The following is a 23,382-nucleotide window of genomic DNA, read 5'->3' as shown; positions in this document are numbered from 1 at the left end:
TTTTTTCGGCGGTTAATTCTATAAGGAGGTAAGAAGATGGCAAAGGTTGAATTAAAAAAGCCTGTAGTTGATGAGATTTCAGAGAAGATTAAAGACGCACAGGCTGTCGTACTTGTAGATCACCGTGGACTTACAGTAGCACAGGATACTGAGCTTCGTAAGAAACTTCGTGCAGAAGGCGTAACATATAAGGTTTACAAGAATACGATGATGAACTTCGCATTCAAGGGAACAGATTTCGAGCAGCTTAAGGATCTCCTTAATGGTCCTAGCGCAATGGCTGTTTCAACAACAGATCCAGCTGCACCAGCTCGTGTACTTTACGAGTTTGCTAAAACTGCTAAGGCTCTTGAGATTAAGGGTGGTGTTATAGAAGGTAAGTACTATGATGCTGACGCTATGACAGAAATCGCTGCAATCCCTTCAAAGGAAGTTCTTCTTTCCAAGTTGCTTGGCTCTATGCAGTCACCTATCACAAACTTCGCTCGTGTTATTAAGCAGATCGCAGAGAAGAATGGTGAGGCAGCTCCAGCAGCAGAGGAAACTCCAGCTGATACAGCAGAGGCACCAGCAACTGAAGAAGTTGCAGCAGAAGCACCTGCAGCAGAGTAATCTGATCGTACTGAGTGCTTAAAGTAATGAAAACAAAAATTTATTGATTATACTATACGGAGGTATATAAAATGGCAAAGTTATCTACAGCAGAAATTATTGATGCTATCAAAGAGTTAACAGTTCTTGAGTTAAATGATCTCGTAAAGGCTTGCGAGGAAGAGTTCGGCGTATCTGCAGCAGCAGGCGTTGTAGTTGCAGCAGCAGGTGCTGGCGCAGCAGCAGCAGGCGAGGAGAAGTCTGAGTTCAACGTAGAGCTTACAGAAGTAGGTCCTAACAAGGTTAAGGTTATCAAGGTTGTTCGTGAGATCACAGGTCTTGGACTTAAGGAAGCAAAGGATCTCGTTGATGGCGCTCCTAAGATGGTTAAGGAAGGCGCAGCTAAGGCTGAGGCTGATGACATCAAGGCTAAGCTTGAGGCTGAGGGTGCTAAGATCACTCTTAAGTAATTTTGATTACTTCAAAGACAAGCAGATAAATAATGAAAGAGGCAGATGTAAGTTTACTTACATGTCTGCCTCTTTTTTATTTATATATTTGGCGCGAAGCGCCAAATGAGAAAATGCGGAGCATTTTCGAGTCTGATTGTTTTTTATAAAAAGTTCTTGACACGGAATTTAGTTAGATGTAAGATGGATAATGCACTATTGTGGTGTGGTGGGCTTTTTTGCGCTCTTTTTTCTGTGCAAAAAAATCCGTATTACCACTACGAAAATATTTAAGAACGGGGTGAATGTCAATGGAAAAAAACAGATTACATCCTACCGGCTCTGGTAAAAACATACGTATGAGTTTCCAGCGCCAGAAGGAAGTCCTGGAGATGCCAAACCTGATCGAAGTTCAGAAGAACTCTTATCAATGGTTTCTTGACGAAGGCTTAAAAGAAGTCTTTGACGATATCTCTCCTATTGAAGATTACAGTGGCAAGCTCAGTTTGGAATTTGTTGATTTCAAGCTTTGCGAGGATGAGATTGACAAGAACAAGAATACAATTGAAAAGTGCAAAGAAAGAGACGCTACTTTCGCTGCACCTTTAAAGGTTAAGGTTCGTCTTCATAACAAAGAGAAAGACGAGATTACAGAACATGAGATTTTCATGGGCGATCTTCCTCTTATGACAGCAACTGGTACCTTTGTTATCAACGGAGCTGAAAGAGTTATTGTCAGCCAGTTGGTTCGTTCACCCGGTATCTATTATGATATTACATATGATAAGATCGGTAAGGAACTCATTGCATGTACTGTTATCCCTAACAGAGGAGCTTGGCTCGAGTATGAGACAGACTCTAATGACGTGTTCTATGCAAGAGTAGACAGAACCAGAAAGGTTCCTGTAACTGTACTCATCAGAGCACTTGGTATTGGTACAAATGAGGAAATTCTTGAACTCTTTGGTGATGAGCCTAAGATTCAGGGAAGCTTTTCTAAGGATTCTTCGACAGATTATCAGAGCGGTCTTCTTGAACTTTACAGAAAGATCCGTCCTGGTGAGCCACTTTCAGTTGAGAGTGCGGAGAGTCTTATTAATGCTATGTTCTTTGACCCTAGAAGATATGATCTTGCTAAGGTCGGAAGATATAAGTTCAATAAGAAGCTTCATTTCAAGAATCGTATTAGCGGACATGTTCTTGCAGAGGATGTTGTTGATGAGACAACAGGCGAGATGATCGCATCAGCTGGTACTAAGGTTGATCGTGCACTCGCTACTGAGATTCAGAACAGTGCTATCCCTTACGTACTTATTCAGGGTGAAGAGCGCAACATCAAAGTTCTTTCTAATATGATGGTTGATATCACACACTTCATCGAGTGTGATCCAGAGCAGCTCGGAATCAACGAGGACGTATACTATCCTGTTCTTAAGGAGATTCTTGAAGAGTACTCAGCCAAGAATGATCCTGAAGGACTTGCAGAGACAATCAAGAAGCGTGTACATGAACTTATTCCTAAGCACATTACTAAGGAAGATATCATTGCTTCTATTAACTATAACATCCATGTTGAATATGGAATTGGTAACGATGACGATATCGACCACTTAGGTAACAGACGTATCCGTTGCGTAGGTGAGCTTCTTCAGAACCAGTATCGTATCGGTTTATCAAGACTTGAGAGAGTTGTACGTGAGAGAATGACTACTCACGATACAGAGGAAGTTTCTCCTCAGTCTCTGATCAACATCAAACCTGTACAGGCTGCAGTAAAGGAGTTCTTCGGATCTTCACAGCTTTCACAGTTTATGGATCAGAACAACCCTCTTGGTGAGCTTACACATAAGAGACGTCTTTCAGCACTTGGTCCTGGCGGCCTTTCAAGAGATAGAGCCGGATTCGAGGTTCGAGACGTACACTATACACATTATGGACGTATGTGCCCTATCGAGACACCTGAAGGACCTAACATCGGTCTTATCAACTCACTTGCAAGCTATGCAAGAGTTAATGATTATGGTTTCATAGAGGCTCCATATCGTAAGGTTGACCAGTCCGACCCTGAGAATCCAAGGGTAACAGATGAGGTTGAGTACCTTACAGCAGATGAAGAGGATAATTACCATGTAGCTCAGGCTAATACTCCTCTCGATGAGAACGGATACTTCAAGAAGAATTCTGTATCTGGTCGTTACAGAGAAGAGACATCAGCTTATCCTAAGACAGCTTTTGAGTACATGGACGTATCTCCTAGAATGGTATTCTCAGTTGCTACAGCACTTATCCCATTCCTTGAGAACGACGATGCTAACCGTGCGCTGATGGGATCAAACATGCAGCGTCAGGCCGTACCTCTTCTTACAACTGAAGCTCCTGCAGTAGGAACTGGCATGGAGCGCAAGGCAGCTGTTGACTCAGGTGTTTGCGTTGTTGCTAGAAAAGCTGGAACTGTTGATTTCGTTGACAGTAAGCTTATTCAGATGACATATGATGATGGTGAGAAGGAAGAGTTCCACCTTATTAAGTTCCAGAGATCTAACCAGAGTAACTGCTACAATCAGAGACCTATCGTATTCAAGGGTGATCATGTAGAAGCTGGTCAGGTTATCGCAGATGGACCTTCTACTTCACAGGGAGAACTTGGTCTTGGTAAGAACCCTCTTATCGGTTTCATGACATGGGAAGGTTACAACTACGAGGATGCTGTTCTTCTTTCAGAGAGACTTGTTCGTGATGATGTTTATACATCAGTACATATTGAAGAATACGAAGCAGAAGCCCGTGAGACTAAGCTCGGACCAGAAGAGATCACTCGTGATGTTCCTGGCGTAGGTGATGATGCACTTAAGGATCTTGATGATCGTGGTATCATTCGTATCGGTGCTGAGGTTCGTGCCGGTGATATTCTTGTAGGTAAGGTTACTCCTAAGGGAGAGACAGAGCTTACAGCAGAAGAGAGACTCCTTAGAGCTATCTTCGGTGAGAAGGCTAGAGAGGTACGTGATACATCTCTTAAAGTTCCTCACGGCGAATATGGTATCGTAGTTGATGCTAAGGTATTTACAAGAGATAACGGCGATGAGCTTTCACCTGGTGTAAATCAGGCAGTTCGTATCTATATCGCACAGAAGAGAAAGATTTCTGTTGGTGATAAGATGGCTGGTCGTCATGGTAACAAGGGTGTCGTTTCACGTGTACTTCCTATTGAAGATATGCCATATCTTCCAAATGGTAGACCACTTGATATCGTACTTAACCCTCTCGGCGTTCCTTCCCGTATGAATATCGGTCAGGTCCTCGAGATCCACCTTTCTCTTGCAGCTAAGGCTCTTGGATTTAACGTAGCAACACCTATCTTTGATGGTGCAAACGAGGTAGATATTCAGGATACTCTTGAGATGGCTAACGATTACGTTAACAGCTCATGGGAAGACTTCGAGAAGAAGTATAAGGATCTTGTACTTCCTGAGATCATGGATTACCTCTATGAGAACAGAGATCACAGAGAACTCTGGAAGGGTGTTCCTATCAGATCAGACGGAAAGGTACAGCTCCGTGATGGTAGAACAGGTCAGAAGTTCGATGGCCCAACAACTATTGGACACATGCATTACCTCAAACTCCATCACCTTGTAGATGATAAGATCCACGCTCGTTCAACTGGTCCTTACTCATTAGTAACACAGCAGCCTCTGGGTGGTAAAGCTCAGTTCGGTGGACAGCGTTTCGGAGAAATGGAAGTTTGGGCACTTGAAGCTTACGGTGCAGCTTATACACTTCAGGAAATCCTTACAGTTAAGTCTGATGACGTTGTAGGACGTGTTAAGACTTACGAAGCAATCATTAAGGGTGATAACATTCCTGAACCTGGTGTTCCAGAAAGCTTTAAGGTTCTTCTTAAGGAGCTCCAGTCACTTGGACTTGATATTAAAGTTCTTCGTGAAGACAATACAGAAGTTGAAATTATGGAAAGCGTTGATTATACAGATTCTGATTACCGCTATGAGATCGAAGGCGATACATCAGGACGCGATTACAATCAGGAATCTTTCGCTGCTAACGGATATACAGAGCAGAGCTTTAATGAAGATGGCGAGCTTGTAGCAGATGAGAGCGACGCTGATGGTTTTGATGAGGAAGGTTTCGACGATTTTGACGAATCATCCGATGAAGAGTAATTGTGACTGTTGATTACGTTTAACATAAAGAAAAGAGGTTACGAATGTCTGATTCAACTATGAATAAAGCAATAAATGAAGCTTCAAGCGGAAGAAGTAGTACACAGCAGCAGACCTATCAGCCTATGACCTTTGACTCAATCAAGATTGGACTTGCATCACCAGAAAAGATCAGAAGCTGGGCACATAGAATCGATAATGACCCACATAGTGGCGAGGTAACAAAGCCAGAGACAATCAACTACAGAACATTGAAGCCAGAAAGAGATGGTCTTTTCTGCGAAAGAATATTTGGACCAACTAAAGACTGGGAATGTCACTGTGGTAAGTATAAGAAGATCAGATATAAGGGCGTTGTCTGCGATCGTTGTGGCGTAGAGATCACAAAGAGCAGCGTACGTCGTGAGAGAATGGGATTCATCGAGCTTGCAGCTCCTGTTTCTCATATCTGGTACTTCAAGGGAATACCTAGTAGAATGGGTCTTATCCTTGATCTTTCTCCACGTGTACTTGAGAAAGTTCTTTACTTTGCTTCATATATAGTACTTGATCCAGGTGAGACTTCACTTGAGTACAAACAGGTTCTTTCTGAGAAAGAATACCAGGATGCCAGAGAAGAGTGGGGCGGAAAGTTCCGTGCTGGAATGGGCGCTGAGTCCATTAAAGAGCTTCTTCAGGCAATTGATCTTGAAGCTGAATATCAGGAACTTAAAGAAGGTCTTGATACATCAAGCGGACAGAAGAGAGCTAGAATTATTAAGCGTCTCGAAGTAGTAGAAGCATTTAGAGAGTCTGGAAACAATCCTGCATGGATGATCATGGATTGCATCCCAGTAATCCCACCAGATCTTCGTCCTATGGTACAGCTTGACGGTGGACGTTTCGCTACATCAGATCTTAACGATCTTTACAGAAGAATTATCAATAGAAATAACAGACTTAAGAGACTTCTTGATCTCGGTGCACCTGATATCATCGTTCGCAACGAGAAAAGAATGCTTCAGGAGGCTGTAGATGCCCTTATCGATAACGGCAGAAGAGGAAGACCTGTAACAGGACCTGGTAACAGAGCACTCAAGTCACTTTCTGACATGCTCAAAGGTAAATCAGGACGTTTCCGTCAGAACCTTCTTGGTAAGCGTGTTGACTATTCAGGACGTTCAGTTATCGTAGTAGGACCAGAACTTAAGATTTATCAGTGTGGACTTCCTAAGGAAATGGCTATTGAGCTTTTCAAGCCTTTCGTTATGAAAGAACTTGTTTCTAGAGGAATTTCACAGAACATAAAGAACGCTAAAAAGCTCGTTGAGAGACTTGATGAGCAGGTTTGGGACGTTCTTGAGGATGTAATTAAGGAGCACCCAGTTATGCTGAACCGTGCCCCCACACTTCACAGACTTGGTATTCAGGCATTTGAGCCAATTCTTGTAGAAGGTAAGGCTATCAAGCTTCATCCTCTTGTATGTACACCTTTCAACGCCGACTTCGATGGTGACCAGATGGCTGTTCACCTTCCATTGTCAGTAGAGGCACAGGCTGAGTGTAGATTCCTCATGCTTGCACCTAATAACCTTCTTAAGCCTTCAGATGGTGGCCCAGTAAACGTTCCTACACAGGATATGGTACTCGGTATCTACTATTTGACACAGGAGAGACCTGGTGCTCTTGGCGAAGGTAAGTTCTTTAAGAGTGTTGACGAAGCTATTCTTGCTTATGAGAATGGTTACTGCACACTTCAGACAAGAATTAAGATTAGAATGGACAGAACTAAGGCTGATGGAACAGTTGGAACTGGAATCGTAGAGTCAACTCTTGGTAGATTCCTCTTCAATGAGATCATTCCTCAGGACCTTGGATTTGTTGATAGAACAGTTCCAGAAAACGAGTTCAAACTTGAAGTTGACTTCATGGTTGGTAAGAAGCAGCTCAAGCAGATTGTTACAGCTATGATCAATACTCACGGAACATTTGCTACAGCAGAGGTTCTTGATAAGATCAAAGCTACTGGTTATCACTATTCAACACGCGCTGCTATGACAGTATCTATCGCAGATATGACAGTGCCAAAGCAGAAGCAGGAAATGCTTGATGAAGCACAGGCTACAGTTGATAAAATCGCTATGAACTTCCGCCGTGGTCTTATCACAGACGAAGAGCGTTACCGTGCAGTAGTTGATACTTGGATGGAGACAGATAAAAAGCTTACTGATGAGCTTCTTGCTGGTCTTGATAAGTACAACAACATCTACATGATGGCTGACTCTGGTGCCCGTGGTAGTAACCAGCAGATCAAGCAGCTCGCAGGTATGCGTGGACTTATGGCTGATACAACAGGTCGTACAATCGAACTTCCTATCAAGTCAAACTTCCGTGAAGGTCTTGACGTTTTGGAATACTTTATGTCAGCTCACGGTGCTCGTAAGGGTCTGTCAGATACAGCTCTTCGTACAGCCGATTCAGGATACCTTACACGTCGAATGGTTGACGTATCACAGGAACTCATTATCCGTGACATCGACTGCTGCGCAGACAAGGAAGTAATCCCAGGAATGACTGTAAAGGCATTCATGGATGGTAAAGAAACAATCGAGCCATTAAAGGATAGAATCACAGGAAGATATTCTTGCGAGACTATTAAAGATAAAGATGGTAACGTGATCGTTAAGAAGAATCACATGATCACACCATCAAGAGCAGCTAAGATCCTTTCAGTAGGCGTTAATGCTAAGGGTCAGCCAGTTGAAGCTGTTAAGATCCGTACAATTCTTACATGCCGTTCACACAACGGAATCTGTGCTAAGTGCTACGGTGCAAACATGGCAACTGGTGAGGCTGTACAGGTTGGTGAGGCAGTTGGTATTATTGCTGCTCAGTCAATCGGTGAGCCTGGTACACAGCTTACAATGAGAACATTCCATACTGGTGGTGTTGCCGGTGGCGATATTACTCAGGGTCTTCCTAGAGTAGAAGAGCTTTTCGAGGCAAGAAAGCCAAAGGGACTTGCTATTATTTCAGAGCTTGATGGACAGGTTGAGATCAGAGATACCAAGAAGAAGCGTGAAGTTATTGTAACTAACGATGAGACTGGTGAATCAAAGGCTTACCTCATTCCTTATGGATCACGTATCAAGGTTCAGGATGGAATGACAATTGAAGCTGGTGATGAACTTACTGAAGGTTCAGTTAACCCACACGATCTTCTTAAGATTAAGGGTATCCGTGCAGTACAGGATTATCTCTTAAGAGAAGTTCAGAGAGTATATCGTTTACAGGGTGTTGATATCTGCGATAAGCATATCGAAGTTATTGTTCGTCAGATGCTTAAGAAGGTAAGAATCGACGAGAGTGGAGATACAGAATTCCTCCCAGGAACACTTGTAGATGTACTTGATTTTGAAGATAGTAACGAAGCACTTATCAGTGAAGGTAAGAGACCTGCAGAGGGTAAGCAGGTAATACTCGGTATTACAAAGGCTGCTCTTGCAACTAACTCATTCCTTTCAGCTGCATCATTCCAGGAGACAACTAAGGTTCTTACTGATGCTGCTATCAAGGGTAAGGTTGATCCACTTATCGGACTTAAGGAAAACGTTATTATCGGTAAGCTGATCCCTGCTGGTACAGGTATGAAGAGATATAGAAATACAGCTCTTAATACTGACGCAAACTTCAAGGATCCAGAGAAGCTTATTCTTAAGAAAAAGAAGAAAGACTTTGATGATGAGTTTGAAGATGCAATCGACATTGAAGATGATGAAGTTTCAATCTCAGAAGAGGAGTAATTTTCTGACAAGTTGTCATAAAAAATTTAGTTGACAACTAAAATAATACTATTTATAATTCATAATTGCGTGTATGTGCAAAGGGGTGATATTCTGCCCCTTTGTATTTTGTACATACATATATCAAAATAGGAGGTAAAAAGAATGCCAACATTTAACCAGTTAGTTAGAAAGGGTCGTCAGACATCAGTTAAGAAGTCTACAGCACCTGCTCTTCAGAAGGGTTTCAACTCTCTTCACAAGAAGGCAACTGCTACAGCTTCTCCACAGAAGCGTGGTGTCTGCACAGCTGTTAAGACAGCAACACCTAAGAAGCCTAACTCTGCTCTGAGAAAAATCGCCAGAGTACGTCTTTCTAACGGTATTGAGGTAACAAGCTACATTCCTGGAGAAGGACACAACCTTCAGGAGCACAGCGTTGTTCTTATCCGTGGTGGAAGAGTTAAGGATTTACCTGGTACAAGATACCACATCATCAGAGGTACTCTTGATACAGCAGGTGTAGCCGACAGAAAACAGGCTCGTTCTAAGTATGGCGCTAAGAGACCTAAGGCTGCCAAGTAATTTTTTGTTTCATTAACAGATCTAATTTTTGAATAGTGTTGGTGTTCTATATCTATATATTTTAGTAAGAAAACCGCACGTACACTAAATTAGTGAGTACCGATGATTATAGTAAGCAATGATCTTACTAGTGATCATTGCAATTCTAAAGGAGGGAAGAACCGTGCCACGTAAAGGACATATTGTAAAACGTGATGTATTAGCGGATCCTTTATACGATAACAAGGTTGTTACTAAGCTTGTTAACACAGTAATGCTCGACGGTAAGAAGGGTGTTGCTCAGAAAATCGTATACGGTGCATTCGCACAGGTAGAAGAGAAGGCTGGAAAGCCAGCTCTTGAAGTTTTTGAAGGAGCTATGAATAACATCATGCCTGCCCTTGAGGTTAAGGCAAGACGTATCGGTGGAGCTACATACCAGGTTCCTATCGAGGTTAGACCTGACAGACGTCAGGCTCTTGCACTTCGTTGGCTTGTAACTTTCTCACGTGCTAGAGGCGAGAAGACTATGGTAGATAGACTCGCTTCAGAGATTATGGATGCATACAATAACACTGGTGCAGCTGTAAAGAGAAAAGAAGACATGCACAAGATGGCAGAAGCAAACAAGGCGTTCTCACATTACAGATTCTAATCGTAATCTGATTTTGTATGAGACAGGTTTAATATTATTTAGGAGGAAGAACCTTTGGCTGATAGACAATACCCATTGGAGAGAACCAGAAACATCGGTATTATGGCACATATCGACGCTGGTAAGACAACTCTTACAGAGCGTATTCTTTACTATACCGGTGTAAACTATAAGATTGGTGAGACTTACGAAGGTACTGCTACCATGGACTGGATGGAACAGGAGCAGGAAAGAGGTATCACAATCACATCTGCAGCTACAACTTGTCACTGGACACTTCAGCAGAATGGTAAGGTTAAGCCAGGTGCTCTTGAGCATCGTATCAATATCATTGATACACCTGGACACGTTGACTTTACTGTAGAAGTTGAGCGTTCACTTCGTGTACTTGATGGTGCTGTTGGTGTATTCAGTGCTAAAGAAGGCGTTGAGCCACAGTCTGAGAACGTTTGGCGTCAGGCTGATGGATTTAATGTTCCTCGTATGGCATTCATCAACAAGATGGATATCATTGGAGCAAACTATTTCGGTGCTGTAGAGCAGATCAGAAATAGACTTAAGAAAAACGCTATTATGATTGAAATCCCTATCGGAGCTGAGGATCAGTTCCAGGGTGTTATCGATCTTTTCGAGATGCAGGCTTACATCTACAATGATGATAAGGGTGAGGATGTTACAATTGGTGAGATCCCTGCTGACCTCAAGGATGATGCTGAGCTTTATCACTCAGAGCTCGTTGAGAAGATCTGCGATCTTGATGAAGATCTTATGATGAAGTACCTTGAAGGTGAAGAGCCTACAGTTGATGAACTTAAGGCTGCACTTCGTAAGGCTACTTGCGAGTGTAAGGCATTCCCTGTTTGCTGTGGTTCAGCCCACAAGAACAGAGGTATCCAGAAGCTTATCGATGCTGTTATCGAGTTTATGCCTTCACCACTTGATATCCCTGCATGTAAGGGTACAGACATGGATGGAAATGAGATTGAGGTTGAGTCAACAGATGATGGCCCATTCGCAGCTCTTGCATTCAAGATTGTCAGCGATCCATTCGTAGGAAAGCTTGCATTCTTCCGTGTATATCGTGGTACAGCAAATTCAGGTTCTTATGTACTTAACAGTACTAAGGACAGCAAGGAGCGTCTTGGACGTATCCTTCAGATGCATGCTAATAAGAGATCTGACCTTGATAAGGTTTACGCAGGTGATATCGCAGCAGCTGTAGGTCTTAAGAACACAGTAACTGGTGATACTCTCTGCGATGAGAAGAACCCAGTAATCCTTGAGTCAATGGAATTCCCAGATCCTGTTATTGAGCTTGCTATCGAGCCTAAGACTAAGGCTGGTCAGCAGAAGCTTGATGAAGCACTTATGAAGCTTGCTGAAGAAGATCCTACATTCAGAGCTCATACAAATCCTGAGACAGGTCAGACAATCATCGCTGGTATGGGTGAGCTTCACCTTGATATCATCGTTGATAGACTTCTCAGAGAGTATAAGGTTGAGGCTAACGTAGGTGCTCCTCAGGTTGCATATAGAGAAGCTCTTACAAAGGCTGTAGACGTTGAGTCTAAGTACGCTAAGCAGTCTGGTGGACGTGGTCAGTATGGTCACTGTAAAGTTCGTTTCGAGCCTATGGATGCTAACGGAGACAACCTTTACCAGTTCGATAGCGAAGTTGTTGGTGGTGCTATTCCTAAGGAATTCATTCAGCCAATCAGCGATGGTATCGAAGAAGCTATGAAGGCTGGTACACTTGGTGGATATCCAGTAGTTGGTGTTCATGCTACAGTTTATGATGGATCATACCATGAAGTAGACTCATCAGAAATGGCATTCCACATCGCTGGATCTATGGCATTCAAGGATGCTATGGCTAAGGGCGCACCTGTACTTCTTGAGCCTATCATGAAGGTAGAAGTAACAATGCCTGAGGAGTACATGGGAGATGTTATCGGTGACGTTAACTCTCGTCGTGGACAGGTTGAAGGAATGGATGATCTTGGCGGCGGAAAGATCGTAAGAGCACATGTGCCTCTTGCTGAGATGTTCGGTTATGCTACAGACCTTCGTTCTAGAACACAGGGACGTGGTAACTACTCAATGTTCTTTGAGAAGTATGCTCCAGTTCCTAAGAATGTTCAGGAGAAAGTCCTTTCTAACAAGGGTAACTAATTAAAAACTAAATGAAAGCCGCAAAAAATCAAGTTTTTAGCTTGATTTAGCGGCTAACATTTAATATAATCGATATAGTCGGTTAAATTATGTATGAAAATGTTGATTTAACATTTCACTTAAGGAGGATATTTAGAAATGGCAAAAGCTAAGTTTGACAGAAGCAAACCACACGTTAACATTGGTACAATCGGACACGTTGACCATGGTAAGACAACTCTTACAGCTGCTATCACAGCTGTTCTTGCAGACAGAGGATTCAGCCCTGCTGTAGCATTCGATCAGATCGATAAGGCTCCAGAAGAGAAGGAAAGAGGAATCACAATCAACTCAGCTCACATCGAGTATGAGACAGCTAACAGACACTATGCTCACGTTGACTGCCCAGGTCACGCTGACTACGTTAAGAACATGATCACAGGTGCAGCTCAGATGGATGGATCAATCCTTGTTGTTGCTGCTACTGATGGTGTTATGGCTCAGACTAAGGAGCACGTTCTTCTTGCTCGTCAGGTTGGTGTTCCTTACATCATCGTATTCATGAACAAGTGCGATATGGTTGATGATCCTGAGCTTCTTGACCTCGTTGAGATGGAAATCAGAGACCTTCTTACAGAGTATGAGTTCCCTGGAGATGACACACCTATCATTCGTGGTTCAGCTCTTAAGGCTCTTGAGGATCCTAAGTCTGAGTGGGGTGACAAGATCATCGAGCTCATGGATACAGTTGATTCTTACATTCCTGAACCTACTCGTGAGACAGATAAGCCTTTCCTTATGCCTGTTGAGGACGTATTCACAATCACAGGTCGTGGAACAGTTGCTACTGGTAGAGTAGAGAGAGGTTCTCTTAACCTCAACGACGAAATCGAAATCGTTGGTATTAAGGAAGAGACATCTAAGTCTGTTGTAACAGGTATCGAGATGTTCAGAAAGACAATGGATTACTGCGAAGCTGGTGACAACGTTGGTCTTCTTCTTCGTGGTGTTGACCGTGAGGGTATCCAGAGAGGACAGGTTATCACAAAGCCTGGTACAGTAACTTGCCATACAAAGTTCACTGCTGAGGTTTACGTTCTTACTAAGGACGAGGGTGGCCGTCATACTCCTTTCTTCACAAACTACAGACCACAGTTCTACTTCAGAACAACTGACGTTACAGGTGTCTGCAACCTTCCAGATGGTGTTGAGATGTGCATGCCTGGTGACCACGTAACAATGTCTATCGAGCTTATTCACCCAATCGCTATGGAGCAGGGTCTTAAGTTCGCTATCCGTGAGGGTGGACGTACAGTTGGATCAGGTAAGGTTGCTACAATCGTTGAGTAATTCTTATCGGATTGCATAAACACTGAATTTCAAAGAGCTTCAAGCCTTGTGCTTGGGGCTCTTTTTTCGTACAATAAAGAAACGTATTGAGTATATTTGGGGGAGTAAAAAGACTATGCGTATTATTGTTTGTGGTTTAAATGGAGCTGGTAAAAGTACTTTGGGGAGAGCTTTGGCAGGAAAGCTTCATTATGAATTCAGAGATATCGAAGATTATTATTTCCCGAAGACAGATGATAAATATGAATACAGTGTTCAGAGGACAGAGGAAGAAGTAGCAGCGCTTTTATTAAAAGACCTGGAAGAAAATGAAGACGTTGTACTAGCTTCAGTTCGTGGTAATTATAGCGAGCAGATAGAAAAATTATTTGATCTGGCAGTATACATTGAAATACCCAAAGATATAAGGATGGCTAGAGTAAGAAAGCGTTCCAATGATAAATTTGGGAATCGTATGCTACCGGGAGGAGACCTATACGAGAGTGAAGAACGCTTCTTTAAAATGGTCGAGGTTAGATCTGATGATCATGCAAAATGGTGGCTGAAGGATTTAACATGTCCTGTAATTAGTATAGATGGAACTGTCGAAGTAGCTACTAATGTTCAAAATCTTTTAAATGTGATTTCTTGATTAGTGGATAAGTCAAATATTAAAGGTAGTGGTAAAGATATGGATGGAATAAAGTGGTTATTTTTTGATATAGGCTCTACATTGGCAGATGAGAGCTTAGTCTATGAGGAGATATACAGAAAGATAGCGAAATCAGCAAATAAGACGTATGACTTTGTTTATGAAAAAGCACTTGAGTATTATAAGCAGAACAAAAGAGGCGATAAAGAGGTTAGTAAACTCCTGGGAGTTGAAAAGCCTATTTGGGAACCGCAGTATGAAAGGTTATATGATGATGCAAAAGAATGCCTTGAGCGACTTAGCAGAAAATATAAAATAGGCATTATAGCGAATCAGATACCTGGTACAGAGCAGAGATTGGAAAAGTTTGGGATAAGAAAGTACATAGATGTTATCGTGGCATCAGCAGAAGAAGGTGTTGCAAAGCCAGATAGAAGAATGTTTGAAATTGCTCTTGAAAGAGCCAACTGTTCTGCTGATCAGGCTGTTATGGTTGGAGATCGGATAGATTACGATATTGTTCCTGCTAAGAATATGGGAATGAAAACTATCTGGGTTAAGCAAGGCATGGGGCAATATTGGATTTTCTCTGATGAAAGCGAAAGACCGGATTATGAAGTTGACAGTTTATCAGAACTTCTGGAGATACTATGAAAATAGCAGCTTATAAATTGGGAGTAACCGGGAACATAAAGGATAATTTAGAAATAATAAAACGAACTATAATTAGAGCTTGTGAGAAAGGTATTTGAAATATGCAATTGTTATATGCTACAGGGAATGAATCCAAAATATGCAATATGAGATATAGGCTCACGGGATATGATATAGAGATTATTACTCCTAAAGGCCTGGGAATTCATATAGATGTCGATGAGTCAGGCAGTACTCCTATAGAGAATGCCAGATTAAAGGCAATGGCATATTATGAAAAAACAGGACTTCCGACATTAGCAGCAGATTCAGGGCTCTATGTAGATGATATTCCTGCAGATGCGCAGCCGGGATTATTTGTGCGCAGGGTAAAAGGTAAGACATTATCGGAAGAGGAAATGATTGAGCATTATAGTAATCTGGCTGCAAGATACGGAGGAAGGCTGAAGGCACGTTATATTACAGGATTGGTTCTTTTGATAGATGGAAAAGAATATACTACAGAAGTACCTGATGACGATTTTTACATATCTAATGAACCAAATGTTAACAGGCAACATAGAGGTAATCCGCTTGATGTTGTAACGATTTGTCCTGCCAACGGCAAGTATTTTAATGACTGCTCATTAGATGAGCTTTCAGTTCTTGCAGGTTCTTTTGATGAAAAGTGCATTAGATTTTTGCAAGAATCCAAAATAATTCCGGAAAAGTCATGTGATACTGTAGTTTATTCGATAATAGATGGTCACACAGAATACTTTTTAGTTGAGGAAACGTCTGGATTTTATAGTTTTCCGAAAGGTCATATTGAAATTGGTGAATCTGAGGAACAAACAGCAATTCGAGAGATTTTGGAAGAAACGGGACTTGATCTCAAATTGATATCAGGTTTTAGAAAAGTTAGTGAATATGTACCTGCCGAGAGACCAACCATTAAGAGGCAGATTGTGTACTTTCTTGCAGAAAATAAAAATCAGGAGCCTAGGATTGTAAGGTCACAAGAAGTGAAAACTATCAAAAGATTGAAACTTGAAGATGCATTACATCTGTTGGAATATGAGGATCAAAGAAGAATACTGTTAGAAGCAGATGAATTTATATACGGCTGAAAATGCCTATTTATGGGCATACACCATAATGGTGACAGGAATTCAGTCAGTATCTTGCTGGGAATGTGGTGATTGTATGTTAAGACTAGAGATACATAAGGGGATAAGAATACGATATGCGATTGGCTTATTATTGGTATTGATGGCCTTTCAGCTATGCGCTTGCGGGAAAAAGGCTGAAGAGTCTCAGGAGGCGTCTTTCTACATCCCACAGGTGTACAGATGCTCATTTGTATCATTATCTGAGGAAGATGACCATAGAAATACCTTTAGGCATAAGATGAGATATGATCTTAATGATTTCTACAGGCACAATGACAGCTACGAAGCTATTTTCAGACTCTACAGAAACGTTTCAGTTAACAGCTTTCTGTTTGATGTAACTGATGACAACTTTGGAATAGAGAAACTTACTGGTGCGGACAAAAATCATTTCCACTATGTTGTGATAGATTTATGTGAAGAAGAACTGTTTCCGGGGACAGATCAGAAATATCAAACTATGGTTTATGATGTGGAGTCTGGGAATTTCTGGTTGGGAAAAGATTGTGACCATTTATACTCGTATGGCAAATGTGCAATCGAAAATTACAGAGCTGATACAGATCTGCTTGCATATGTAGAAGGCAAGTGGGAGGTCCCGGAATACCAGTCTTTTTATGACTACCTTTGTTCTATGGATTGGCTGAAGACTTCTTAAGAATCATTGTTTAATTGAGAAATGCAAAAACTTGATGGGAGAAAAAGATGGAAATAGTTTATTATGAAACAATACCGGATTTAGATACTTATTTTGAACTTCGTAGATCTGTTGATTGGAATAATTTTTGTCCAGAACAGACGCAGAAAGCCATAAATAAAAGTGCATTTTTTATATTGGTAAAGGATGAAGATAAGCCTATAGCAATGGGAAGAGCAGTTGGAGATGGCATGTACTACACTATTGTGGACGTTGTAGTAAGACCTGAATATCAAGGGAAAAAGGTTGGCTCAACTATAATTAGTAAATTACTTGAGCTTATTCAAACTGATGCGCCTGAAGGAGCGAGAATAAGTGTACAACTGCTGGCAGAAAAAGGAAAAGAAGAATTCTATGTAAAACAAGGCTTTAAGCTTTGCCCACACGAATTCTGTGGACCTGCGCTTAGAAAGGTAATATACACATAAGGCAGATAAGTAGAACTGTTTTTGTTAAGACTAGAAGGAATGTATATGAGCAGAACCGAAATATCAGAAATAACAGTCCTTTGCCTCATTTCAGATGGAGACAAAGTGCTGCTTCAAAATAGAGTCAAAGAGGATTGGAAAGGCTACACTCTTCCAGGGGGTCATGTTGAAATGGGAGAGTCTTTTGTTGATGCGGTAATTCGTGAGATGAAAGAAGAAACCGGCCTGGATATAAATAATCCTGAACTGACAGAGTTCCAATATCTGGTTGATGGGGATAACTGGACGGTAGCAATTAAATGAGAGTATATGTAATAAGGCATGGAAAAGTGCTTCATGATTGGAAAAAGTGGTGCACATCTGCTGAGTTTGATGAGCAATGTGCGTTATATGACAAAGCTCCGATTGATAAGGCATCTGTAGATACAGTGAACGATGATATTCAAAAGATTTATATTAGCGATTTGGACAGGACTCGACAGACTGCAGAAAAGCTATTTGGAGAAGAGGATTTCAATAGGACAGCACTGCTAAATGAGGTTCCGCTTCATTCAGGATTTGATATAGCAATACGTTTGCCGTTGGGTGTTTGGAATTTTCTAGGAAGGCTGCAGTGGCTAATCGGAAATAAAAGACAACCTGAAAGCAGGAAGCAGACCTCTAAGAGAGCAGAGCAGTTTGTGAACATGATAATAAAGCATAATGAGGATTGTGCTGTAGTCACACATGGCTTCTTTATGCATACTTTGATTAGAATAATGAAGAATGTGGGCTTCAAAGCAGATAAAGAGCGAGTGAACTATAGGAATGGAGAAGTGATTTTACTTACAAGAAACTAATAAGGGGAAAAGCAATGTCGGATTTTGGGATTAATGAAATGCTTGATATGCAAAGAGCTTTACAGGAGAGATACAAAGACAAGTTATAATGCCCTGGGACCTTGACTAATTCATAGCATACGGCTAACATCTTAATAATATTGTTTATGGCAGATTGGCGGTGACTAGATGAAGATAGCAGTATTTGCAGATATACATAGTAATTTTGAAGCGTTTAAGACTTGTTTTGATAAAGCAATTAAAGAAGGTGCTACAGAGTTTATTTTTCTTGGCGATTACCTTGGAGACATGGCTAATTTAAGACAGACCATGGATATGGTATATCAGGTAAGAAAAGACTATCCCTGCACCTTCATTAGAGGAAATAAAGAGGATTATTGGTTAGAACATAGAAGGCATCCTGACGCAGAGGACTGGGCGTATGGTAGAACTACTACTGGGATGCTTCGATATAATTTTGACCGTGTGACAGATGAGGATTTGGATTTCTTTGAGAGCATGCCAATTAGTATAGATAAGCATTACGAGGGACTTCCTGATATCACTTTTTGTCATGGCTCACCATATAGCGCGAATCAGAGCCTGCGCCCTGATTATGACTATATAGACGAGGTTACAGCTACTTTTAAAAACGATATAGTAATCTGTGCTCATTTCCACATTCAAACCCAGTATACAAGATCAGGGAAGCTAATTATCAACCCTGGAGCAATAGGAATATCGCTAAATGCAGGCGGTAAAGCTCAGTTTATGATTCTTGAAGGTGAGAATGGAGCCTGGGATTATCATTTCTATTCTGTAGAATATGATGTAAATGCCACAATTAGGGCTATGCACGATGAAAAGATAAATGAGCTGGCACCAGGCTGGTATAGGATTACAAAACATCTTTTGCAGACAGGTGAAAACTCCCATGCATCAATATTGAGAAAAGTAATGTCTGATTATTACAAAAAGACAGGTATAGAGACTCTTCACGGCATACCTGAGGAGTTTTGGGAAAAAGAACTTGATACAATATTTGGCAAAGAGGAGACTAGATAATGCCAGATTTTAGAATAACATCAGATGGTAATGAACAAGATATTCAAGAAATATATGAGATGCTTAAGACATTTAATCTAAGCAATCGTGAAGATTATCCATACACGGGGAAAAGGCATTATTACACAAAAGAACTGAATCAATGAGGCTATGTTGAAACTATGAATAAAATCATTTTTCTAGACGTAGACGGCGTTCTCAATTCCAAATTCTGGAATAATGATCATCAGCGTGAGATCAGTGAAGGTAAATATGTAGACCCTGAAGCTGTAAAGCTTCTAGGAACTCTTGTGAAAAGAACTAATGCAAAGCTTATTCTCCATTCAGGATGGAGGTTTTGGTTTGATGAGTCTATGAAGCCCGTAAGACCGGAAGCTGAGTTTTTTGCTAACGCGCTAGCAAAAGAAGAAATAAGCATTTACGGAGTTACGCCGGATCTGACGACAGAGGAGATAAGAAAAACAAAGAAATTTAGTCTAGTTAAGGCTGATGAGATACTTAAGTGGCTGGATGACAACAGCTCTTTTACCAAGTGGGTGGTGCTAGATGACCTAGATTTACATAACGAGGAAGTGGCAAGACATCAGGTGAAGACTGATCCAGAGATAGGACTTACGGAAAAAGACGTAGAAAAGGCAATAGAGATACTTAAATAATGAGACCTCTATCTCGAAAAAGGATAGAGGCCTCGTTTTATGATCATCCAAGCTTCATCACAACATCATATGTATCAAATTCATATGCGCCATTAACTTTTTCACCCTTATCAACAACAACTCTAAGGCCGCTATCTTCAAGACTGACATAAACAACATTTCCGCTAGTTAAAGCTTCGTCATGTTCAATGTAGAAGTAAGCGTTGCCCCAAGAAAAGTCATTATTTAGGTGGTAGCAAGTATCTATGCCATATGATGAGCCATCAGCCGCATTTCTATTTTGGCAGTACTTAAGAGCTGAGAAATCAACAGCTATAATTGGTTCTGAACTGTAGGTATAAGTAACGATGAGAATCTCAGCAACTCCATCACCATCAATATCTTTGGCCTGAATGTAATCAATGGTCTTAAAGTCATGTGCCTCATGAATACAGCTTCCAGCCTCTTTTCCATCAACTGTAAAACTGTAAATGATGTCTCCGCTGTCGTTCTTACTTCTAAATACAGCTAAATGCCCATCAAATCGAGTTCCTTTGATTCCATCTACGTACTCGGTGATATCACCAGTAATATCATTTAATGAAACATCTCTGCAACTTTCAAACTGATCATCCGGGCATAAAGATGATACATCCGTGTGTTCCATAGAAACTAAAGAAATGCCATATTGATTATCTTCTTCATCAGAAGAGTATGGATGATAGCCGCCTGGATAGCTTATTTCCTCAGCTTTTTTGGTGAGCATTTCGTCAATTTCGTTTTGCTTATAGACCTTTATGCCAGCTTCAATGAATCTTTGCATATAGGGATTTGATTCGTCAAAGCACTCATCAGTAGTAATGATCGAATAATCTTCATCAAGCATATCGTAGGTGTAGTAAGGGTGATCCACACCGTTTTCATCCTCAATGTAGTATCTAGTGATCATAAAGTGCTCAGTTTCAAGCCCTTCAAATTTAACTGTTACCATATCGCCCGCTTCATTGTAAGCATAGTAGCTATAAGGATCACCTTCTGTCATACTGGAGTAAAAGAACTTGTAATCACCATCGGCGTTTACGAATGCAAAATCACCGCCGTGAGCTGTTGCCCCTGCAGAACCTGCTGATGAGATCATTCCGGTATCACTGATACTAAGTTCACTTCTCTCCCAAGCTTCACCGGAATAACAGATCTTAAGCTTTCCATCAAATTCCTTAAGGATAAAAGAAAGACTCGATGATGCGCCAAGATCAAGCTTTATCAGTAACTCTTGAACACCGTCTTCTCCGCAATCGATGTAACAATACTTAGGGTCACCATCAACAGTATTGTGGTCGTTTTCGATACATTTGATGATCTCATTGATGTCGTATTCTTTGCCATCTTCTAGGTAATCAGAAAGAGAATCGCCGCCCTTTGATGGGAGATTTTGATATTTAACTTTAACGTCACCATTCATGAAGGCTTCGTAGATATTTTCTTCTATACTAGCGTTTTCAGCGGCAGTTTCGGATGAAGTTTCTGAAGAGCTTTCGCTATTATCAACTGATTCAAACTCTTTAGACCGCCCTGACGCGCTTTCTTTTATTTCTGTATCTTTACCACAGCCAGCAAGCATTGACGCTGCAAGGGTAAAAGACATTATTCCTGCTAAAAATTGTTTTTTCATCATATATACTAACCTCACTATATCTTTATATATCTTACTCGAAAAAATCTTCTTACAATAGGAACACAAGTAAAAATATCTTTATGTTGAGCAAAAATCAAAAATGCATAGATTAGAAATGCAGTAGATGAACTGATATGATCTGTGCGATAATAATTTCTATTACAAGACATCTGGAGGAAGTGTATGAAATTACTAGTTATCGACATTCAAAAGGGAATCACTGACGAAAGACTTTACGCATTTGAGAGTTTTATAAGTAACACCACAAAGATCATAGAGACTGCAAGACAGAATAACGTGGAAGTGATCTACGTTCAGCATGATGACGGCCCTGGTTCAGGATTTTCAATCGGAGATAGAGATTTTGAGATAGCAGATCAGGTAGCTCCTAGGGATGGAGAAAAGATCTTTTATAAGACCATAAATAGTGCCTTCGGAAACAAGGAATTAACGGAATATCTGGAACAGAGCAATGAAAAAGACCTGATGATAGTAGGTCTTCAGACTAACTTCTGCATTGATGCCACTGTTAAGTCAGCCTTTGAAAGGGGATACAACGTGATAATCCCACAGGGCACAAACTCAACCTTTGATAATGACTACATGGATGGAGAGACAACCTACAGATACTACAACGAGATGATGTGGCCAAAGAGATTTGCACAGTGCCCATCCATGGAAGAGGCAATAGGGAAAATTAAACAATAAATTACACATTTATTACAAATCAAGAAATAAATGATATAACAAATATAAACGTATATACTCAAACTCCTGTAAATACATGATTTGACAATTATTACGATTAATGTAATAATTACCAACATATTATTAACAGGAGGAATTGCCTATGAAGAAAAAAATCGTACTTTCTTTGGCATTGGCAGTAATGCTAATGGGATGTGGTAGTCAAGGTAAGTCACTTGATACATCAGAAAGTAGTTCAGGCGCTACTGGCGATGTATATGTGATCTCAGAAGACACAACACATGAAGCTACAACACCAAATGCAGAAACAGCGCCAGATGAGATAGAAGGCGACTACGACGTAGTTCTCCCTGGCGGAGCGCCAATGATTGATGCGGAAGGCCTTGATTCTTTTGACCAGGTGATCGATACAAAGCTTGAATCAGGTATGGGATATGCCAAGCTCAAGTTTGGAGATACAGATGTACTCTTAGTATCAAGCAGCTGCTTCGACCTTGATGGCAAGAATGCGGCAATAGATTCAAGCTTCTTTATCATTGGAGAAGATGGAAAAGTAACAGGACTCGGCGGATTAGACAGCAGCGGTACAGGTTACCCTGTAGTCATGAAAGGAGATTGTATATACTTTGCAACACCTAACTCAGTTGCAAAATATACGGTCAAAGATGGTTTACTCTCACTTGTGCTTTTAGCAAGGACAGAGTTTGATTCAGAAGATAATGCAACAAACTACGTAAATGATGGTACTGAAGAAAAAGAAGTACCAGACTATTCTGTGATCGATGGCTTAGTTAGCGAGATGCAGAATGCTGACGTAGTTGAATTCACAGTAAAATAAAAAATAATCGTATAATTAATCGGAAGCTCTTCAGGTTTACAAAGCCTGGGGAGCTTTTTTCATCCCACGACAAAAAAAGTACATTTGGCGACAATATAAATCAGTGAAAATAAGTTTCATGTTATTGTAAAAGTGTGAAAGAGAGCATGCAGTTGTGACGATGAATGGAGGAAACTATGTACGACGAATGTGGACTCATGATCGTAAAGGAGGATTACTGCTGCGAGCATTGGGAACCTGATGATGGAGCACTTGTTCCTATGAAAGAATGTTGGTGTTGTAAGTGGTCTAATTTTCGACTAGAAAATATAAATGGCGGAACGGAAAATCTCAGTGTTTGCAATTACGAAGGCAACCGGAAAGAAGTGGTAAACAGGTAG

General features: G+C 41.0%; 22 protein-coding genes and 1 other annotated feature (1 of these 23 running past the window's edge). Of the genes, 21 read left to right on the top strand and 1 reads right to left on the bottom strand.

What is annotated here, in order from left to right:
- Window positions 1-14 (top strand) — a sequence feature (ribosomal protein L10 leader region) (it extends 116 nt beyond the left edge of the window).
- 22 nt (window positions 15-36) lie between these two features.
- From rplJ to BUA02_RS09775, 18 genes are all read left to right on the top strand, one after another.
- The gene (rplJ, locus tag BUA02_RS09855) at window positions 37-612 is read left to right on the top strand and encodes a 50S ribosomal protein L10 (RefSeq protein WP_072703478.1); all 576 of its coding nucleotides are present in this window, start codon (window positions 37-39) and stop codon (window positions 610-612) included.
- A 71-nt stretch (window positions 613-683) separates the two neighbouring features.
- The gene (gene rplL / locus BUA02_RS09850) at window positions 684-1,061 is read left to right on the top strand and encodes a 50S ribosomal protein L7/L12 (protein ID WP_071175398.1); all 378 of its coding nucleotides are present in this window, start codon (window positions 684-686) and stop codon (window positions 1,059-1,061) included.
- A gap of 290 nt (window positions 1,062-1,351) precedes the next feature.
- Entirely contained in the window at window positions 1,352-5,221 is a 3,870-nt protein-coding gene (gene rpoB / locus BUA02_RS09845) for a DNA-directed RNA polymerase subunit beta (RefSeq protein WP_072703476.1), read from the top strand.
- A gap of 59 nt (window positions 5,222-5,280) precedes the next feature.
- Entirely contained in the window at window positions 5,281-9,003 is a 3,723-nt protein-coding gene (gene rpoC / locus BUA02_RS09840; RefSeq protein WP_072703594.1) for a DNA-directed RNA polymerase subunit beta', read from the top strand.
- 144 nt (window positions 9,004-9,147) lie between these two features.
- On the top strand, window positions 9,148-9,567 hold the full coding sequence (gene rpsL / locus BUA02_RS09835; protein ID WP_026515647.1) for a 30S ribosomal protein S12: 420 nt from the start codon (window positions 9,148-9,150) through the stop codon (window positions 9,565-9,567).
- A 163-nt stretch (window positions 9,568-9,730) separates the two neighbouring features.
- The gene (rpsG, locus tag BUA02_RS09830; RefSeq protein ID WP_071175400.1) at window positions 9,731-10,201 is read left to right on the top strand and encodes a 30S ribosomal protein S7; all 471 of its coding nucleotides are present in this window, start codon (window positions 9,731-9,733) and stop codon (window positions 10,199-10,201) included.
- Window positions 10,202-10,255: 54 nt separating this feature from the next.
- A complete protein-coding gene (gene fusA, locus BUA02_RS09825) occupies window positions 10,256-12,373 on the top strand; it encodes an elongation factor G (RefSeq protein ID WP_071175401.1) in 2,118 nt (705 codons plus the stop codon).
- A 138-nt stretch (window positions 12,374-12,511) separates the two neighbouring features.
- A complete protein-coding gene (tuf, locus tag BUA02_RS09820; protein ID WP_072703472.1) occupies window positions 12,512-13,702 on the top strand; it encodes an elongation factor Tu in 1,191 nt (396 codons plus the stop codon).
- 115 nt (window positions 13,703-13,817) lie between these two features.
- Window positions 13,818-14,333 carry an AAA family ATPase gene (locus tag BUA02_RS09815; protein WP_072703470.1) on the top strand — a complete coding sequence of 172 codons (516 nt, stop codon included), beginning with the start codon at window positions 13,818-13,820 and terminating at the stop codon, window positions 14,331-14,333.
- 39 nt (window positions 14,334-14,372) lie between these two features.
- Window positions 14,373-14,987 carry an HAD family hydrolase gene (locus tag BUA02_RS09810; protein WP_072703467.1) on the top strand — a complete coding sequence of 205 codons (615 nt, stop codon included), beginning with the start codon at window positions 14,373-14,375 and terminating at the stop codon, window positions 14,985-14,987.
- 101 nt (window positions 14,988-15,088) lie between these two features.
- Window positions 15,089-16,096 (top strand): non-canonical purine NTP pyrophosphatase, encoded by a 1,008-nt coding sequence (locus BUA02_RS09805; RefSeq protein ID WP_072703465.1) that lies wholly within the window; start codon window positions 15,089-15,091, stop codon window positions 16,094-16,096.
- A 76-nt stretch (window positions 16,097-16,172) separates the two neighbouring features.
- Entirely contained in the window at window positions 16,173-16,796 is a 624-nt protein-coding gene (locus BUA02_RS09800; RefSeq protein WP_207647714.1) for a hypothetical protein, read from the top strand.
- A 47-nt stretch (window positions 16,797-16,843) separates the two neighbouring features.
- Entirely contained in the window at window positions 16,844-17,263 is a 420-nt protein-coding gene (locus BUA02_RS09795; protein ID WP_072703461.1) for a GNAT family N-acetyltransferase, read from the top strand.
- A gap of 45 nt (window positions 17,264-17,308) precedes the next feature.
- A complete protein-coding gene (locus tag BUA02_RS09790; protein ID WP_072703458.1) occupies window positions 17,309-17,566 on the top strand; it encodes an NUDIX domain-containing protein in 258 nt (85 codons plus the stop codon).
- Window positions 17,563-18,102, top strand: a complete 540-nt coding sequence (locus BUA02_RS09785; protein WP_072703455.1) for a phosphoglycerate mutase family protein — start codon at window positions 17,563-17,565, stop codon at window positions 18,100-18,102. The genes BUA02_RS09790 and BUA02_RS09785 overlap by 4 nt, the downstream gene beginning before the upstream one ends.
- A 168-nt stretch (window positions 18,103-18,270) precedes the next feature.
- Window positions 18,271-19,146: a metallophosphoesterase family protein gene (locus tag BUA02_RS09780; RefSeq protein WP_072703452.1), complete on the top strand. Its 876-nt coding sequence runs from the start codon at window positions 18,271-18,273 to the stop codon at window positions 19,144-19,146.
- Window positions 19,146-19,292 carry a hypothetical protein gene (locus BUA02_RS15895; protein ID WP_178297641.1) on the top strand — a complete coding sequence of 49 codons (147 nt, stop codon included), beginning with the start codon at window positions 19,146-19,148 and terminating at the stop codon, window positions 19,290-19,292. Before BUA02_RS09780 ends, BUA02_RS15895 begins: the two co-directional genes overlap by 1 nt.
- Window positions 19,293-19,307: 15 nt before the next feature.
- Window positions 19,308-19,802: an HAD domain-containing protein gene (locus BUA02_RS09775; RefSeq protein ID WP_072703450.1), complete on the top strand. Its 495-nt coding sequence runs from the start codon at window positions 19,308-19,310 to the stop codon at window positions 19,800-19,802.
- 43 nt (window positions 19,803-19,845) lie between these two features.
- Here BUA02_RS09775 and BUA02_RS09770 read toward each other — a convergent pair whose 3' ends face one another.
- A complete protein-coding gene (locus BUA02_RS09770; protein ID WP_143147405.1) occupies window positions 19,846-21,456 on the bottom strand; it encodes a hypothetical protein in 1,611 nt (536 codons plus the stop codon).
- Window positions 21,457-21,639: 183 nt separating this feature from the next.
- Here BUA02_RS09770 and BUA02_RS09765 point away from each other — a divergent pair, with 183 nt between their 5' ends.
- The 3 genes from BUA02_RS09765 (at window position 21,640) to BUA02_RS09755 (ending at window position 23,382) form a co-directional block, all read left to right on the top strand.
- On the top strand, window positions 21,640-22,164 hold the full coding sequence (locus BUA02_RS09765; protein ID WP_072703446.1) for a cysteine hydrolase family protein: 525 nt from the start codon (window positions 21,640-21,642) through the stop codon (window positions 22,162-22,164).
- A gap of 142 nt (window positions 22,165-22,306) precedes the next feature.
- A complete protein-coding gene (locus tag BUA02_RS09760) occupies window positions 22,307-23,002 on the top strand; it encodes a hypothetical protein (protein WP_072703444.1) in 696 nt (231 codons plus the stop codon).
- 176 nt (window positions 23,003-23,178) lie between these two features.
- On the top strand, window positions 23,179-23,382 hold the full coding sequence (locus BUA02_RS09755; protein ID WP_071175411.1) for a hypothetical protein: 204 nt from the start codon (window positions 23,179-23,181) through the stop codon (window positions 23,380-23,382).

The organism is Butyrivibrio hungatei DSM 14810 (assembly GCF_900143205.1).
Taxonomy (GTDB): Bacteria; Bacillota; Clostridia; order Lachnospirales; family Lachnospiraceae; genus Butyrivibrio; species Butyrivibrio hungatei.
This window is presented reverse-complemented; position numbering and strand designations above follow the sequence as displayed.